At 39.1% G+C, this 17,959-nt stretch carries 15 protein-coding genes; 12 read left to right on the forward strand and 3 right to left on the reverse strand.

Features of this window, described 5'->3' with window-relative positions; all coding sequences use genetic code 11:
- Positions 1-64: 64 nt before the first annotated feature.
- Positions 65-847, reverse strand: coding sequence for a peroxide stress protein YaaA (gene yaaA / locus QQS39_RS03185; protein WP_285805371.1), 783 nt, complete (start codon positions 845-847; stop codon positions 65-67).
- 304 nt (positions 848-1,151) lie between these two features.
- On the opposite strand from yaaA, the gene tal reads away from it, so the two are divergent.
- The 5 genes from tal to dnaJ all read left to right on the forward strand — a co-directional run bounded on the left by tal (position 1,152) and on the right by dnaJ (position 7,738).
- On the forward strand, positions 1,152-2,105 hold the full coding sequence (gene tal / locus QQS39_RS03190; RefSeq protein WP_098941163.1) for a transaldolase: 954 nt from the start codon (positions 1,152-1,154) through the stop codon (positions 2,103-2,105).
- Between the two features lie 183 nt (positions 2,106-2,288).
- Positions 2,289-3,272 (forward strand): tetratricopeptide repeat protein, encoded by a 984-nt coding sequence (locus tag QQS39_RS03195; RefSeq protein ID WP_151434247.1) that lies wholly within the window; start codon positions 2,289-2,291, stop codon positions 3,270-3,272.
- A 223-nt stretch (positions 3,273-3,495) separates the two neighbouring features.
- Positions 3,496-4,083 carry a molybdopterin adenylyltransferase gene (mog, locus tag QQS39_RS03200; protein ID WP_151434248.1) on the forward strand — a complete coding sequence of 196 codons (588 nt, stop codon included), beginning with the start codon at positions 3,496-3,498 and terminating at the stop codon, positions 4,081-4,083.
- A 484-nt stretch (positions 4,084-4,567) separates the two neighbouring features.
- A complete protein-coding gene (gene dnaK, locus QQS39_RS03205) occupies positions 4,568-6,493 on the forward strand; it encodes a molecular chaperone DnaK (RefSeq protein ID WP_109371849.1) in 1,926 nt (641 codons plus the stop codon).
- Positions 6,494-6,598: 105 nt separating this feature from the next.
- Entirely contained in the window at positions 6,599-7,738 is a 1,140-nt protein-coding gene (gene dnaJ / locus QQS39_RS03210) for a molecular chaperone DnaJ (RefSeq protein ID WP_151434249.1), read from the forward strand.
- Positions 7,739-7,813: 75 nt separating this feature from the next.
- Here the strand turns inward: dnaJ and QQS39_RS03215 are convergent, their stop codons facing one another.
- The gene (locus tag QQS39_RS03215; protein WP_285805372.1) at positions 7,814-8,659 is read right to left on the reverse strand and encodes a DMT family transporter; all 846 of its coding nucleotides are present in this window, start codon (positions 8,657-8,659) and stop codon (positions 7,814-7,816) included.
- Positions 8,660-9,121: 462 nt separating this feature from the next.
- Here QQS39_RS03215 and nhaA point away from each other — a divergent pair, with 462 nt between their 5' ends.
- Together nhaA and nhaR are read left to right on the forward strand one after the other, a co-directional pair.
- On the forward strand, positions 9,122-10,300 hold the full coding sequence (nhaA, locus tag QQS39_RS03220) for a Na+/H+ antiporter NhaA (protein ID WP_196736496.1): 1,179 nt from the start codon (positions 9,122-9,124) through the stop codon (positions 10,298-10,300).
- A 190-nt stretch (positions 10,301-10,490) separates the two neighbouring features.
- Positions 10,491-11,411, forward strand: a complete 921-nt coding sequence (gene nhaR, locus QQS39_RS03225) for a transcriptional activator NhaR (RefSeq protein WP_151434252.1) — start codon at positions 10,491-10,493, stop codon at positions 11,409-11,411.
- Positions 11,412-11,483: 72 nt separating this feature from the next.
- Here the strand turns inward: nhaR and rpsT are convergent, their stop codons facing one another.
- Positions 11,484-11,744, reverse strand: a complete 261-nt coding sequence (rpsT, locus tag QQS39_RS03230) for a 30S ribosomal protein S20 (protein WP_004248964.1) — start codon at positions 11,742-11,744, stop codon at positions 11,484-11,486.
- A gap of 431 nt (positions 11,745-12,175) precedes the next feature.
- Between rpsT and ribF the strand changes: the two genes are divergently transcribed.
- The 5 genes from ribF (at position 12,176) to ispH (ending at position 17,950) form a co-directional block, all read left to right on the forward strand.
- Positions 12,176-13,117 carry a bifunctional riboflavin kinase/FAD synthetase gene (ribF, locus tag QQS39_RS03235; RefSeq protein WP_151434253.1) on the forward strand — a complete coding sequence of 314 codons (942 nt, stop codon included), beginning with the start codon at positions 12,176-12,178 and terminating at the stop codon, positions 13,115-13,117.
- A gap of 29 nt (positions 13,118-13,146) precedes the next feature.
- Positions 13,147-15,957, forward strand: a complete 2,811-nt coding sequence (ileS, locus tag QQS39_RS03240) for an isoleucine--tRNA ligase (RefSeq protein WP_151434254.1) — start codon at positions 13,147-13,149, stop codon at positions 15,955-15,957.
- A 3-nt stretch (positions 15,958-15,960) separates the two neighbouring features.
- On the forward strand, positions 15,961-16,476 hold the full coding sequence (gene lspA, locus QQS39_RS03245) for a signal peptidase II (protein WP_151434255.1): 516 nt from the start codon (positions 15,961-15,963) through the stop codon (positions 16,474-16,476).
- 69 nt (positions 16,477-16,545) lie between these two features.
- Positions 16,546-17,016 carry an FKBP-type peptidyl-prolyl cis-trans isomerase gene (fkpB, locus tag QQS39_RS03250; protein WP_285805373.1) on the forward strand — a complete coding sequence of 157 codons (471 nt, stop codon included), beginning with the start codon at positions 16,546-16,548 and terminating at the stop codon, positions 17,014-17,016.
- Positions 16,997-17,950, forward strand: coding sequence for a 4-hydroxy-3-methylbut-2-enyl diphosphate reductase (gene ispH / locus QQS39_RS03255; protein WP_098941153.1), 954 nt, complete (start codon positions 16,997-16,999; stop codon positions 17,948-17,950). The genes fkpB and ispH overlap by 20 nt, the downstream gene beginning before the upstream one ends.
- Positions 17,951-17,959: the final 9 nt, after the last annotated feature.

Raw genomic sequence — 17,959 nt, forward strand, 5'->3', positions numbered from 1 at the left:
CTCAATATAATAAAACAGCACTGATTTTAGTGCTGTTTTTATTGGTAGCTAATAGTTAATAATTTTATTTCGCCAGTGATTCTGCACGTTTAAATACGAGAGTGTTACCCTCTGATTCTGCTGAGTTAAACTGATAACCTTCAAGATCAAACTCTTTCAGTTGTGCTTTATTGGTCAGTTTTTCTTGAATAATAAAGCGACTCATTAATCCACGGGCTTTTTTAGCGTAAAAGCTGATAACTTTATATTTGCCATTTTTTTCATCAAGGAAAACAGGCTTAATAATATCAGCATTGAGTTTTTTGGGGTTAACAGATTTAAAATATTCATCAGACGCTAAATTAATTAAAATATTATCACCTTGTTCTTCAAGTGCTTTGTTTAACGTTTCTGTAATGATATTTCCCCAAAATTGGTATAAATCGCTGCCTTTTTTATTTTTTAGCTTTATTCCCATTTCAAGACGATAAGGTTGCATTAAATCAAGAGGACGCAGTACGCCATATAAACCTGAAAGCATACGTAAATGTTGTTGTGCAAATTGAAAATCATCTTCAGAAAAAAGTTCTGCTTGCATGCCGGTATAAACATCACCTTTAAATGCTAAAATAGCTTGGCGTGCATTTTCTGGTGTGAAATTAGGTTGCCATTCACCAAAGCGAGCAGCATTTAATCCTGCGAGTTTATCACTTATTTTCATTAAGCTTGCGATATCACTCGATGATAATTTTCGACATTCTTCGATAAGTTGTTGGGAATATTTTAGCAATTCAGGTTGGGTGAAGTGCGTTGTTGCTAAAGGCGATTCGAAATCCAGTGTTTTAGCTGGTGAAATGGTGATTAGCATAATTCCCTCGATACGTTATTTTAATGTTGATTAAATATAGCAAATTCTTGCGATTAAAGACTAAATTATAGCAATAGGAAAAAACAATGGTTTCTCTTATTTGTCGTAAAACTCGATAATTTAAACGATTCAGCCCGTGATCTTCTTCTGTTTTTTTCCGCTTTTGTTTTGCGAAAACGTTTGGCATTCAAATAATTGCTTTGTATGAATCTAAGCGTCTTGTAGTGTGAGCAGTCCATGTTATTATCAATAGATATCCGCAGGTGACTGCAAACAGATTTACCTAGTAGATGAGATAAACAAAATGACCAACAAATTGACTTCTTTGCGTAAGCTGACAACTGTTGTTGCTGACACTGGTGACATCGCAGCAATGAAACTGTATCAGCCACAAGACGCAACTACCAACCCATCTTTAATTTTAAATGCAGCTCAAATTCCTGAATATCGTAAATTAATTGATGAAGCGATTGAATGGGCTCGTTCACAAAGCGATTCTCGTGAACAACAAATTGTTGATGCTTGCGACAAACTGGCAGTAAATATCGGTTTAGAAATTTTAAAACTGATCCCAGGTCGTATTTCAACAGAAGTTGATGCACGTCTTTCTTACGACACGCAAGCGTGTATCGAAAAAGCACGTCATTTAATGAAACTTTATAATGACGCAGGTATCAGTAACGACCGTATTCTTATTAAATTAGCTTCTACTTGGCAGGGTATCCGTGCCGCAGAGCAATTAGAAAAAGAAGGTATCAACTGTAACCTGACTTTACTGTTCTCTTTCGCTCAAGCGCGTGCATGTGCTGAAGCAGGTGTTTACCTGATTTCTCCATTTGTTGGTCGTATCATGGATTGGTATAAAGCCAATACAGATAAAAAAGAATTTGCTCCAGCTGAAGATCCAGGTGTGATTTCTGTTACTGAAATCTATAATTATTACAAACAACACGGTTATAACACGGTTGTTATGGGCGCAAGCTTCCGTAATATAGGTGAGATTTTAGAATTAGCAGGTTGTGACCGTTTAACGATTGCTCCAGCACTGTTAAAAGAATTATCAGAAGCTGAAGGTGAAGTTGAACATAAATTATCTTACAAAGGTGAAGTGAAAGCGCGTCCAGAAGCTATCACTGAAGCTCAATTCTATTGGGATCATAACGCTGACCCAATGGCAGTAGATAAATTATCTGACGGTATTCGTAAATTTGCTGTCGATCAGGAAAAATTAGAGAAAATGATTGCGGATTTATTATAATTCGTCGTTAAATTCTTATAAAAATCTTAAATACCCATCTTATATAGGTGGGTATTTTCATTTTTTGCCTCTCAAAATAACATTTAAGTAAATTTTAAGATTAAATTGATTGGAATATATTATTTATCCAGTAATAATTATAAAAATATATTATTAAAATACTCTATTTATTATTGGTGAATTATGAAAAAGATTGTCTTGGCAACGGTACTTGCATCGTTATTTTTTAGTGGCGCTGTAATGGCTGAAAGTAAAACCGCTTTCTCTTTACCTGCAATTGAAAAAAGTGCTGAAAGTGGAAACGCAGCATCTCAGTATCAATTGGGTGTAAAATATGAAAACGGCGAAGGTGTTGAGCAGGATGGACAAAAAGCGCTGGAATGGTATACCAAGGCTGCCGAGCAAGGTCATGCTGAAGCACAGCTAAATTTAGCACTTATGTATGATATGAGTGATGATATTGACCGTGATGCAGAAAAAGCGGTTTATTGGTATAACAAAGCGGCTGTTCAAGGTGTCTCTTTAGCCCAATACAATCTTGCTGTTTCTTACGATGATGGTGATGGCGTAGCACAAGATCACGAGAAAGCAGTGTATTGGTATACTAAAGCCGGTGAACAAGGCGATAGTGATGCACAATACAACCTTGGTATCTCTTATGATGAAGGTATCGGTGTAGCGCAAGACCATGAAAAAGCGGTAGTTTGGTATACAAAAGCAGCAGAACAAGGTCACTCTGATGCGCAATATAACCTTGCTGTTTCTTACGATGATGGTGAAGGTGTAGAACGTAACGGCACTAAAGCGGTTTTCTGGTATACCAAAGCAGCAAACCAAGGTAATCGTGATGCGCAAAATAACTTAGGCGTAATGTACGATGAAGGCGACGGCGTTGCTAAAGATGCCCGTAAAGCGGTTGAATGGTATAGAAAATCAGCTATGCAAGGTAATGGTTTGGCTCAAAATAACTTAGCTTTAAACTATTATTACGGTAAAGGCGTTAAACGTGATCTGAAAGAAGCTTATGCATGGTTCTCTGTTGCTGTTGAAAATGGTGATGGTGATGAAGCTATGCTAAAACGTACTGCTCGCGCATTAAATGCAGCACAATTAACAGAAGCGAAAAAATTAGCGGCTTCTTATATTACTAAATATATTGATGAGTAATATTAATTAATATTATTCAAGATTAAAGATTGGGAGCGTATGCTCCCTTTTTTATTTTTAGCTAAAGCCAAATAAAAATAGATTGTTATCATTTTTTATTATCTATTCTCAATAATCAAATAGTGATTATCAGTAATATATTGAGATTATTTTTAATTCTCTTGTGTTCTCATGGTAATATCTGCGCGCAAGTTAGATGGTGATTGATTAATTGAGGTTTGATATGAACGAATTACGCATAGGGTTAGTTTCTGTTTCTGATCGCGCATCAAGTGGTGTTTATGAAGATAAAGGCTTACCCGCTTTAGAGGCTTGGCTAAAAGCTGCATTAACAACGCCTTTTCATATCGAATCACGTTTAATTCCTGACGAACAACTGATGATTGAGCAAACACTGTGTGAACTAGTTGATGAAGCTGGCTGTCATTTAGTGTTAACAACAGGGGGGACAGGTCCTGCGCGTCGTGATGTTACTCCTGATGCTACGTTGGCTATTGCCGATAGAGAAATGCCGGGTTTTGGTGAACAGATGCGTCAAATTAGTCTGAAGTTTGTACCCACGGCTATTTTATCTCGCCAAGTTGGTGTTATTCGTAATCAAGCGTTAATTCTAAATTTACCGGGACAACCTAAGGCGATTGCAGAAACGTTGGAAGGATTAAAAGATAACGACGGTAATGTGATTGTTAGCGGTATTTTCGCGAGTGTACCGTACTGCATTCAACTACTTGATGGTCCTTATGTTGAAACTAATGAAGCGATTGTTGCTGCGTTTAGACCTAAATCAGCACGCCGTTCCACTTCAGCATAAATAATGTAAGAGGTTATTTTTGTCACTAAACGTCTGGTTAGGAAAAGCTTTGACTAAGTTTAGATAATGCAAAAATAGCCTTATATTTATTTGATATTTTTACTATCAGAGTTGAAAAACATTATTTTTCAACCAATTATGTTCTTATTCTAAGCATGGTCTTAAAAAAGCACTTCAGATAAGTTATGATGTTATTTGCAAGCGGTGTAAGTCTATGAAAAATAACAAGTTTTAATTCTCGCCTTATTCTCAAAAACAAAATTTTCGCATTTTTTGCATTTTTTTTCATTATTCCCCTTGATGAATGTATTTATGACCCCATCTTATTTTTCAACTGCAATTACCACTATTGAGTTGCGTTGATTTTGTATCCGCTTTGAGATGATGTTGTTTAGTCTATTAATTTGTGACTTGAAAAATGAATATTCATCCTCATATAGATTGGTAATCGAATTGATAAAGAATTCTCTTTGGAGGCGTTTAAATGGGTAAAATTATTGGTATTGACCTGGGTACAACTAACTCTTGTGTTGCTGTAATGGATGGCAAAACTGCCCGGGTTATTGAAAACGCAGAAGGCGATCGTACTACTCCTTCAATCGTTGCTTATGCACAAGATGGTGAAATCTTAGTTGGTCAACCTGCAAAACGTCAGGCTGTGACTAACCCACAAAATACTTTGTTTGCCATCAAACGTTTAATTGGTCGTCGTTTTGAAGATGCCGAAGTTCAGCGTGACGTTGCTATCATGCCTTACAAAATTGTAAAAGCAGATAACGGTGATGCTTGGATTGAAGCGCGTAACGAAAAAATGGCTCCACCACAAGTTTCTGCTGAAGTCCTGAAAAAAATGAAGAAAACAGCAGAAGACTATTTAGGTGAAGCAGTTACTGAAGCGGTTATTACTGTTCCTGCTTACTTTAACGATGCTCAACGTCAAGCAACTAAAGATGCGGGTCGTATCGCAGGTCTTGAAGTTAAACGTATTATTAACGAACCAACAGCGGCTGCTCTGGCTTACGGCTTAGATCGTGAAGTGGGCAACCGTACTATCGCAGTTTACGACTTAGGTGGTGGTACATTCGATATCTCTATCATCGAAATCGATGAAGTTGATGGCGAAAAAACCTATGAAGTTCTGTCAACCAATGGTGATACTCACTTAGGTGGTGAAGACTTCGATAGCCGTTTAATTAACTATTTAGTTGATGAATTTAAGAAAGAACAAGGCATTGATCTACGTAACGATCCATTAGCAATGCAACGTCTGAAAGAAGCAGCAGAAAAAGCGAAAATCGAATTATCTTCTGCACAACAAACAGATGTTAACTTGCCATACGTTACAGCAGATGCGACTGGCCCTAAACACTTAAATATCAAAGTAACTCGTGCAAAACTGGAATCTTTAGTTGAAGATTTAGTTAAACGTTCAATGGAACCAGTACGTGTTGCATTAGAAGACGCAGGTCTGAAAGTTAGCGAAGTTAACGACGTTATTCTGGTTGGTGGTCAAACTCGTATGCCAATGGTTCAAAAAACCGTTGCTGATTTCTTCGGTAAAGAGCCACGTAAAGACGTTAACCCAGATGAAGCTGTTGCAATGGGTGCGGCTGTTCAAGGTGGTGTGTTAGCGGGTGATGTTAAAGACGTTCTGTTACTTGACGTAACACCACTGTCTTTAGGTATCGAAACAATGGGTGGTGTAATGACTTCCCTGATTGCGAAAAATACCACAATCCCAACTAAACATAGCCAAGTGTTCTCTACCGCAGAAGATAACCAATCTGCTGTAACTATTCACGTATTACAAGGTGAACGTAAACGTGCAAGTGATAACAAATCACTGGGTCAATTTAACTTAGATGGTATTCAAGCAGCACCACGCGGTATGCCACAAATCGAAGTTACTTTTGATATCGATGCTGATGGTATCTTGCATGTATCAGCGAAAGATAAAAACAGTGGTCGTGAGCAAAACATCACAATCAAAGCATCTTCTGGTTTAAATGAAGATGAAATCCAAAAAATGGTTCGTGATGCAGAAGCAAACGCAGAAGCTGACCGTAAGTTTGAAGAATTAGTACAAACTCGTAACCAAGCTGACCAATTAGTTCACGGTACACGTAAACAAATTGAAGAAGCGGGTGATAAATTACCAGCGAACGATAAAGAAGCTATCGAAAAAGCGGTAAGCGAGTTAGAAATTGCTTCTAAAGGTGAAGATAAAGACACTATTGAAGCAAAAATTAAAGCATTAGTTGAAGCTTCTGAAAAACTGCTAGAAATCGCACAACAACAAGCTCAAGCTGGCGCAGCAGGTAATGCCGCGGGTGCTGATGCAAGTGCGAAGAAAGATGACGACGTTGTCGATGCAGAATTTGAAGAAGTTGACGGCAAAGATAAGAAATAATGCCCTTAACGGGCCACGGTAACTTACCAGTGAATAGTTACTGATACCGAACACGGGCGTCGAGGAAACTCAACGCCCGTGTGCTTATGTCAAGGGTAATCCAGAATGGCGAAAAGAGATTTTTACGAAGTACTCGGTTTAAGTAAAAGTGCCGACGAAAAAGAAATTAAACGCGCATATAAGCGTTTAGCAATGAAATATCACCCAGACCGTAATCAAGGTGATAAAGAGTCAGAATCAAAATTCAAAGAAATTAAAGAAGCCTATGAGATCTTAAGTGATGCTCAAAAACGTGCTGCTTATGATCAATACGGTCATGCTGCATTTGAACAAGGTGGATTTGGTGGTCAAGGTGGCGGCGGCTTCGGCGGTGGTGCTGACTTTGGTGATATCTTTGGTGATGTATTTGGTGATATTTTTGGTGGTGGTCGCCGTCAACAACGCGCAGCGCGTGGTTCTGACTTACAATACAACATGGATCTAACGCTTGAAGAAGCGGTTCGTGGTATTACTAAAGAAATTCGTATACCTACATTAGAAACATGTGACAAATGCCATGGTAGCGGTGCTAAAGAAGGCACATCAGCAGAAACCTGTTCGACTTGTCATGGCGCTGGTCAGGTTCATTTACGTCAAGGTTTCTTCACTGTACAGCAAGCATGTCCAACTTGTCATGGTCGCGGTAAAGTGATTAAAGAGCCTTGCTCTAAATGTCATGGTGATGGTCGTGTTGAACGCGCGAAAACGCTGTCCGTCAAAATTCCAGCCGGTGTTGATACGGGCGACCGTATTCGCTTAAGTGGTGAAGGTGAAGCCGGTGAAAATGGCGCACCAGCAGGCGATTTATACGTGCAGGTTCATGTTCGCCAACATCATATTTTTGAACGTGATGGCAATAATCTTTACTGTGAAGTCCCTATTAACTTCGCTATTGCTGCGTTAGGTGGCGAGATTGAAGTCCCAACACTTGATGGTCGTGTGAAACTTAAAATTCCAGCAGAAACACAAACTGGCAAAATGTTCCGCATGAAAGGCAAAGGCGTTAAATCAGTACGCAGTAGTAGTATTGGTGACTTAATGTGCCGCGTTGTGGTTGAAACACCAGTTAAACTCAATGAAAAACAAAAAGAGTTAATGCAACAACTGGGTGAATCATTTGGTGGCAAGAGTGGTGAGAAAAATACCCCTCGTTCCAAAAGCTTTTTAGATGGTGTGAAAAAATTCTTTGATGATTTAACCAAATAATTTCTCTTATCACCTTCAAAAAGACCTGATGATAAATTTTGTCATCAGGTCTTTTTATTTGAATGATGTTTAATATTATCCCATCTTGATAGCAACAATACCGGCTAAAATCACTAAACACGCCAATAGCTGTTTACGGTTAAATTGCTCTTTTAACAGATAAACAGATAAGATCATGGCAAATAATACGCTGGTTTCTCTTAGTGCAGCGACAAGCACAATAGAGGCATGACTCATCGCCCATATCACTATGCCATAGCTTACCAATTGCATCACACCACCAAAGAAAGCAGGCTTCCAATAACTCTTTATCTTGATTTTTAAATGTTGGCGATAACGAAGCCAAGCAAGTAAATACATTGCGATGCCATTTAAAAAGAAGAGCCATAAAATATAAGCAAACGGTGTTTCACCTACACGAGAGCCATTACCATCAGATAAGGTATAACTTGCGGTAAATAATGCGGTAAGTAACGCAAAAAAGAGTGCATCTTTATGTAAATTAAATTCTGCTATTTTTCTACTACGTGAGATAAGGATAATACCCAGAATAATAAATAAAATACCGAGTAAGCCAGTTATGGGTAGTGTTTCATGAAAGAGAAAAAAACCAAGAAAAGCAGTCATTAATGGCGCACTACCACGAGAGATAGGGTAGACCTGATTAAAATCAGCCAATGTATAACAACGACTTAAAGAGAGTGTGTAACCAATATGAAATAAAACAGACAGGGCAAGCCATTTCCATGCACCGACATCAGGTAGCCCAACCCAAAATAGGGCGGGTAGAGTTACAACACCTGAAAAAAAAGTCAGTAATGAGATCCCTAAAAATCGATCACTACCTACTTTAACCAATGCATTCCAACAGGCATGAAAGATAGCAGCAAATAAAACGGCAATAAAAATAGTAATCGACATATTGATAGAAACCTTAATAAAACGAGAGTATTCACTATCTATAAGACAATAACATAATGGTTAAATAGTGAAATGCATGACAATTTCTTTTCTCTTATAATTTTGGAATGCTGTAAATAAAAAAGATAAAAATAATAAATTTTTTGATAATTAAAGATTGATGTGTTTGAACTATTTTATCAATTGGTATAATTTATCAAAAAAGATGCTTGTTTTCACTTAATTGTAGAAAATAATATTTATATTCAATGTGTTATTTTAATTGTTTTTAATTATTCTTAATTTTTATTGCTCTTTTGTTTTTGAAAAATTATGTTGATGAATTGATACTATTCATCTTGTTTTTCTTAATATTTCTTTTTTAATTCGAATAACCCGAGTTATTATCCATAAATAATCTGTTTTTTACGAATTCATAATTAGCATATTATTAACAAGATTAGTGATTTTGAGGTTAATATTATGACGGCAATTATTAGACAATTTTTGAGATTAGAGGCATCAGGCGGTATTCTTCTGATTATTGCTGCTATTATCGCATTGATCATGGCGAATACACCTCTAAGTGCTTTGTATAATGAGTTTTTATCAATTCCAATTATGATCAAATTCGGCGCGTTCGAGCTTGATAAGCCATTATTGCTTTGGGTTAATGATGCCTTAATGGCGATCTTTTTCTTAGTGGTCGGATTGGAAGTTAAACGTGAATTAAAAGAAGGCTCTTTAGCCCAGCGTGATAGAGCTATTTTCCCTGCGATAGCAGCAGTAGGTGGTATGTTAGCTCCAGCATTGGTTTATTTGATGTTTAATCATATGGACCCCGTTGGGCAGCAAGGTTGGGCAATTCCAGCTGCAACAGACATTGCTTTTGCGCTGGGTGTTATGGCGTTGCTGGGCAAGCGCGTTCCAGTTGAGTTAAAAGTCTTTTTATTAGCATTAGCCATCATTGATGACTTGGGTGTGATTGTCATTATTGCGCTCTTTTATTCAAAGAGTATTGCACTAATACCTCTTGCTTTGGCGGGTTTGATAGTGATTGCTTTGGGCATAATGAACTGGCGCAAAGTGGGTAATACTGCTGCTTATTTAATTCTTGGATTCATCTTGTGGGTGTGTATTTTAAAATCAGGTATTCATGCCACCATTGCAGGTGTGATTGTTGGATTCCTTATCCCATTGAGAAATAAAGAAGGTGATTCTCCTTCTGAAGAATTAGAGCACGTGCTACATCCTTGGGTTGCCTATTTTATTTTGCCGCTGTTTGCATTTAGTAATGCAGGGGTTTCTTTAAATGGTGTAACACTTGATGGCATGTTATCTGCTTTACCGTTAGGTATCGCGTTAGGTCTATTTTTAGGTAAGCCGATTGGAATTTTCCTCTTTAGTTGGATTTCGGTAAAACTAGGCATTGCAAAATTACCAGATGCGATTAATCTTAAGCAAATATTTGCAGTATCTGTGCTATGTGGTATCGGTTTTACTATGTCTATCTTTATCGCAGGGTTAGCATTTGATGGCGCGGATGAAGCTTATAATACCTATGCTAAGCTTGGTATTTTAGTCGGTTCAACAGTAGCCGCTGTTGTGGGATATTTGTTACTTCGTTCTGTTTTACCGAAGTTAAAAACGAAGTCAATATAGGGAAATTTATTACGGACTTGAGTTTCTCAACACAATAAATACCGAGTTATATATTTAAACCTACGGTGCAATACAGTGTATTGTGCCGTAGGTGTTTTTATGAGGATTGGATGCAAGGAAAGCCAATCGCACACTAATGCGTTATTACATAGTCTGTGTTTGAAGCACAGAAGTTGAAAGGAAGATAGCTATGCGGGTGTCACATCTCAATTTTAACCATCTTTATTATTTTTGGCATGTGTGTAAAGAAGGCTCTGTTGTGGGTGCAGCGCAAGCGCTGTATCTGACACCTCAGACAATTACAGGGCAAATTAAAGCATTAGAAGAAAGATTGGGTGGCAAGTTATTTAAACGCCAAGGAAGGGGATTAGTTCCTTCAGAATTGGGTCAGCTTATTTTTCGTTATGCCGATAAAATGTTTATGCTCAGCCAAGAAATGCTGGATATCGTTAATTACAGTCGTGAATCGAATTTACTGTTTGATGTCGGTGTTGCGGATGCGTTATCAAAACAATTAGTCAGTCGCGTATTAGAAACGGCTGTTATTGATAATGAGCAAATCCATCTGCGTTGTTTTGAATCTACTCATGAACTATTACTAGAGCAATTAAGCCAGCATAAGCTGGATATGATCCTATCAGATTGCCCAGTGGATTCGTCACAACAAGAAGGTTTGTTCTCTGTAAAACTTGGCGAATGTAATATGAGCTTTTTTTGCAGTCACCCTCTTCCTGAAAAACCGTTTCCTGAATGCTTAGAAGAGCGAAAACTCCTTATTCCGGGGCGTCGATATATGTTAGGTCGCCATTTATTAACATGGATACGTAATAAAAACCTGCAAGTAGAAATATTGGGTGAGTTTGATGATGCGGCATTAATGAAAGCATTCGGCTTAAATTATAATGCTATCTTTGTAGCACCTTCACTGTATACCGATGAAACTTTTGCTCAAAGTAATATCGAAGAGATTGGGAAGCTTGATACGGTAAAAGAAGAGTACTATGCGATTTTTGCAGAGCGAATGATCCAACATCCAGCAGTTCAACGTGTTTGTAATACTGATTTTTCTGAACTCTTTAATGGGGATAAAAAGAGCGTTGCAAACCCATAAGTAGATTGCGATTAAACCGTAGACAACAAAAAACCGGCATAAGCCGGTTTTTTATAACACAAGAAAGCAATATTACATTGCTTTGATTTGTGCTTGCAGATTAGCTTTATGACGTGCAGCTTTATTCTTGTGAATTAAGCCTTTAGTTGCCTGACGGTCAACAATCGGTTGCATGTCATTAAATGCTTTTTGTGCTGCTTCTTTATCACCTGAAGCAACTGCTGCGTATACTTTTTTGATGTAAGTACGCATCATAGAACGACGGCTTGCGTTGTGCTGACGACGCTTTTCAGACTGAACCGCACGTTTCTTAGCTGATTTGATATTAGCCAAGTTCCAACTCCCAAATATATTCTAGCGAGGACAAATACAAAGGTGAAGGAATATGCCTTTTCAACCTAAGTTTGTCAATGGATTTATACAAAATTAGCGTCGTTGTACGCGACACTTGTTTCGTTGTGATGGCGCAAGATTTTATCAGTTAAGACGGGTAGAATACAGTCTTTTGAGTGAAAAAATCATCAAAATCGTGTATATGAGTAATAAATAATAGATTCTAATAGGATCTACGCTTGATTTTATGCGATTTTATAACCAAGAAGTGAGTGATAGTCCATTTTTTGTTTGATGTGAGCAATCAAATTTAAGAATAACAGTGAATCGACTTGTCGAGATATTACTCATCAATAAACATTGATATATTGGGTTACTCTCAAGCCTTTGACAAGGTATAATCCAATAATTTCCACGGTATTGAGCCAGTTATGGAGCTAATTCGCGGTATACAAAATATTAGAGCGCTACACCACGGTTGCGTTCTGACGATTGGGAATTTTGATGGTGTCCATAGAGGCCATCAGGCATTATTGAAACATTTGAAGCAAGAGGCATCACAGCGAGGATTACCCACGGTTGTGATGACATTTGAGCCTCAGCCACTTGAGTTCTTTTTACCAGAAAAGGCACCAGCGCGTCTGACTCGTTTACGAGACAAGATTAAGTATTTAGCTGAATGTGGTATTGATTACCTTTTGTGTGTCAAATTTGATAAACAATTTGCGGCACAAACCCCAGAAGAATTTGTTTCATCACTCTTGGTGAATAAGTTAGGGGTAAAGTTTCTTGCTATTGGCGATGATTTTCGCTTTGGCAAAAACCGTGAAGGTGATTTCCATTTTTTACAACAAGCCGGTGTTAGATATGGATTTGAAGTCGCGAATACAGAAAGTTATTGCGATAAAGGATTGCGTATCAGTAGCACTGCGGTACGAGAAGCGTTACTCAATGATGATTTAGTTCTTGCTGAATCACTACTAGGACACCCTTACAGCGTTTGTGGGCGTGTTGTTCATGGTAATGAATTGGGTAGAACCATTGGTTTTCCGACAGCCAATATTCCTATGAAACGCTTAGTTGCACCAGTTAAAGGCGTTTATGCCGTTGATGTCTATTTATCAGATAATCAATCACCTTTACCCGGTGTGGCAAATATCGGAAGTCGTCCTACTGTACAAGGGAAGGGCGTACAATTAGAAGTTCATTTAATCGACGTTAATATGGATTTATATGGACGTCGTATTGATGTTGTGTTACGAAAGAAATTACGTAATGAACAGCGATTTGCATCATTGGATGCATTGAAGCAGCAAATCGCAGATGATGTGGCTACTGCTAGGGATTTTTTATCGCAGCGGTCGGAGTCATAAACTAGCGGAAAATTGGAACTGAGAATCGAATGAGTGACTATAAAAATACCCTGAACTTACCAGAAACAGGGTTCCCTATGCGCGGGGATTTAGCAAAGCGCGAGCCAGAGATGTTATCACGTTGGTACAAAGAAGGTTTGTATCAAGCAATTCGTCAGGCTAAAAGTGGTAAGAAAACATTTATTTTGCACGATGGCCCTCCATACGCCAACGGCAATATTCATATTGGTCACTCAGTAAACAAAATTCTCAAAGATATTATTATTAAATCCAAAGGGCTGTCAGGCTTTGATTCTCCGTACATTCCAGGATGGGATTGTCACGGATTACCTATCGAACTAAAAGTTGAACAAATCGTAGGTAAACCAGGAGAGAAAATATCTGCAGCGCAATTCCGCGAGGAATGCCGTAAATACGCTTACGAGCAAATTGAAGCACAGAAAAAAGATTTTATTCGTTTAGGTGTTCTAGGAGATTGGGAAAAACCTTATCTTACAATGGACTATAAAACTGAAGCGAATACTATCCGTGCATTAGCGCGCATTATCGCAAATGGTCACCTGTTAAAAGGGGCTAAACCTGTTCACTGGTGTACTGCATGTGGTTCATCGCTGGCAGAAGCTGAAGTTGAATATTACGATAAAACTTCACCTTCGATTGATGTGCGTTTCACCGCCGTTGATCCAAACGCAGTTGCTGCAAAATTCCATGCAACAACAGATAAGCCTATTTCTTTGGTTATCTGGACAACAACGCCTTGGACATTACCTGCTAACCGCGCTATCGCATTAAATGCTGAATTTAATTACGCGTTAGTCTCTTTTAACGATGAATGCGTGATTTTAGCCGCTGATCTTGTTGAAGGCGTAATGAAGCGTATTGGCGTAACAAGCTGGACTGTTTTAGGCGAATGCAAGGGTGCTGATTTAGAACTACTGCGCTTTAATCATCCATTTATGGGCTTTGATGTACCTGCAATTTTAGGTGATCACGTTACTTTAGAAGCGGGTACAGGTGCTGTTCATACTGCACCAGGCCACGGCCCTGATGACTTCGTTGTTGGTCAAAAATACGGTTTAGAAGTCGCAAACCCAGTTGGTCCAAATGGTTGTTACTTGGCTGGTACTTATCCAACATTAGATGGCGTGTTTGTTTTTAAAGCGAATGATGTGATTGTAGAGCTGTTAAAAGAAAAAGGCGCTCTATTACATCACGAAGCCATGCAACACAGTTATCCATGTTGCTGGAGACATAAAACTCCGGTTATTTTCCGTGCTACACCACAATGGTTTATTGGCATGGATAAAAACGGTTTACGTCAGCAATCATTAAAAGAGATCAAAGGTGTTAAATGGATCCCTGATTGGGGTCAAGCACGTATTGAATCAATGGTTGAAAACCGTCCTGACTGGTGTATCTCTCGTCAGCGTACTTGGGGAACGCCAATGTCTCTGTTTGTTCACAAAGAGACTCAAGAGCCACATCCACGTACTTTAGAGTTAATGGAAGAAGTGGCAAAACGTGTTGAAGTGAGTGGTATTCAAGCATGGTGGGATTTAGATATCCGCGAAGTGCTGGGTGATGAAGCTGACGATTACATGAAAACGCCAGATACACTGGATGTTTGGTTCGATTCAGGATCAACACACTCAACAGTTGTTGATGCGCGTCCTGAATTCCACGGCAATTCAGCAGATATGTACTTAGAAGGCTCTGACCAACATCGTGGCTGGTTTATGTCTTCACTGATGATCTCGACTGCAATCAAAGGCAAAGCGCCTTACCGTGAAGTGTTAACGCATGGTTTTACCGTAGATGGACAAGGCCGTAAAATGTCTAAATCTATCGGTAACACAGTAAGCCCACAAGATGTAATGGATAAACTGGGCGCTGATATCCTACGTTTATGGGTTGCATCAACAGATTACACAGGTGAAATTGCGGTATCTGATGAGATCTTAAAACGTTCAGCAGATACTTATCGCCGTATTCGTAATACTGCGCGTTTCTTCTTAGCTAACTTAAATGGATTTGATCCTGCAAAACACCAAGTTAAGCCAGAAGATATGGTCACGTTAGATCGCTGGGCAGTAGGTCGTGCGAAAGCAGCACAAGCGGATATCCTAAAACATTATGAAAATTATGATTTCCATAATGTTATTCAGCGCCTGATGCAGTTCTGTTCAGTGGAAATGGGGTCTTTCTACTTAGATATCATCAAAGACAGACAGTACACCGCGAAAAGCGATAGCATTGCTCGTCGTAGTTGCCAAACAGCGTTATTCCATATCTGTGAAGCATTAGTTCGTTGGATGGCGCCAGTTATGTCATTCACTGCAGATGAGATCTGGAATGAGTTACCAGGCGAACGTGCAAAATATGTCTTAACGGAAGAATGGTATACCGATTTATTCGGCTTAGATGCGTCAGAAACCTTAAATGATGACTACTGGGCTGAATTACTTGCCGTTCGTGGTGAAGTCAACAAAGTATTAGAGCAAGCGCGTACAGATAAACAACTGCGTGGCTCTTTAGAAGCCTCAGTAACGCTGTATGCAGATAAAGCTTTAGCAGATAAGTTAAATGCGTTAGGTAACGAACTACGTTTTGTTTTATTAACTTCTCAAGCGAAAGTGGCAGATATTAATGAAGCACCAGAAACAGCATTAGCTTCTGATATGGCGGGTTTAAAAATCGCCTTTAACAAAGCAGATGGCGAAAAATGCCCTCGTTGTTGGCATTATGCGACAGATATCGGTCAAGTAGCGGAACACGCTGAATTATGCGGACGCTGTGTTACTAACGTAGCCGGTAACGGTGAAGAACGTAAGTTTGCTTAATTAATGAAGAAAACACTTTGCTCTACAGGTTTACGCTGGCTATGGCTAGCTGTCGCCGTAGTGGTGTTGGATTTAGGAACGAAACAGTATTTCATGCAGACATTTCGTCTGTATGAATCTGTTGCCGTGATGCCTTTTTTCAACTTCACTTACGCCCATAACTATGGTGCAGCCTTTAGCTTTTTAGCAGATAAAGGGGGATGGCAACGTTGGTTTTTTGCACTGATTGCATTGGCAATCTGCATTACTTTATTGGTAATGATGTATAAAAACAAAGCGAGTGCCAAACTAAGTAACATTGCTTATGCGCTCATTATTGGCGGAGCATTGGGTAATCTCTCTGATCGTCTGATCCACGGGTTTGTCATCGACTTTCTTGATGTTTATATCGGAGATTGGCATTGGCCGACCTTTAATATTGCTGATATGGGCATTTGTATTGGTGCAGGGCTTATTATTATTGAGAGCTTTTTTCCTGATAAAAATGCCAGCCCTCAAGATACAAAAAAGCAAAAGTAATCAGACAAGAAGTTAACTAAAATAACCCCTGCCTTATGGCGGGGGTTACGCTTAATAGAAGGTATTAGTATGGTTATGCAGGTACTCAACGACAGCGCTGTGTTGCTGAATTTCACTTTAAAGTTAGCCGATGGCTCTGTTGCTGAATCTACACAAGCGCATGGTAAACCCGCCCTTTTTCGTTTAGGTGATGAAAGTTTATCGCCAGCCTTAGAAGCTGAATTATTGGGATTATCAACGGGAGATAAAAAAACCTTTACGCTTGCGGGTGAACATCTTTTTGGTAAATACAATCCCGACTTGCTCCAATACTTTATGCCTTCTGACTTTGTAGAGTCTGGTGTGCCTGAGGCAGGCACTATCATGCTATTTACAGCAATGAATGGCAGTGAAATGCCGGGCATTGTAAGAGATGTCACTGAAGATTCTGTAACCGTTGATTTTAATCATCCGTTAGCATCAGAAGAAGTGACATTTGATATTGAAGTTGTCAGCATCAATCCTGAGGAGGAAACAACACATGCAAATACTGCTGGCTAACCCACGAGGCTTTTGTGCGGGTGTTGACCGAGCTATCAGCATTGTTGACCGCGCTCTGGAAATCTATGGCGCACCTATTTATGTTCGTCACGAGGTCGTTCATAACCGCTATGTCGTTAACGACTTACGTGAACGTGGCGCTATTTTTATTGAAGAAATTTCAGAAGTCCCCGATAACGCGATTTTAATTTTTTCTGCACATGGTGTTTCTCAAGCTATTCGTCAAGAAGCTCGCTCACGTAATTTAACGATGCTTTATGATGCGACTTGTCCGTTAGTAACTAAAGTTCATATGGAAGTGGCAAGAGCGAGCCGTAAAGGCAAAGAAGCGATTTTAATCGGTCATGCAGGACACCCAGAAGTTGAAGGCACAATGGGGCAATACAATAACCCTGAAGGGGGAATGTATTTAGTTGAGTCGCCAGCTGATGTGTGGAAATTAGAAGTGAAAGATGAAGATAATCTTTGCTTTATGACTCAAACAACGCTTTCTGTTGATGATACATCTGAAGTGATTGATGCTTTAAATGCACGCTTCCCCAAAATTATTGGGCCTCGTAAAGATGATATCTGTTACGCAACAACCAATCGCCAAGAAGCTGCGAGAGAGCTTGCTGAAAAAGCGGATGTTGTATTTGTCGTTGGCTCTAAAAACTCATCAAACTCTAATCGTCTAGCGGAGCTTGCACAGCGTGCAGGTAAGCCTTCTTATCTGATCGATAGTTTTGAAGATATTGATGAGTCATGGGTGGCTAATGCAAATATTGTTGGCGTTACAGCAGGGGCTTCAGCACCCGATATTTTGGTTCAACAAGTATTAGAACGTTTAAAGACCTTTGGTGCTGATGAGGTGATTGAATTATCAGGGCGTGAAGAAAATATTGTTTTTGAAGTACCTAAAGAGCTTCGCCTAGATTATAAAGTTATCGAATAATCTCACTTA

The sequence above is a fragment of the Proteus appendicitidis genome, from assembly GCF_030271835.1.
Taxonomy (GTDB): Bacteria; Pseudomonadota; Gammaproteobacteria; order Enterobacterales; family Enterobacteriaceae; genus Proteus; species Proteus appendicitidis.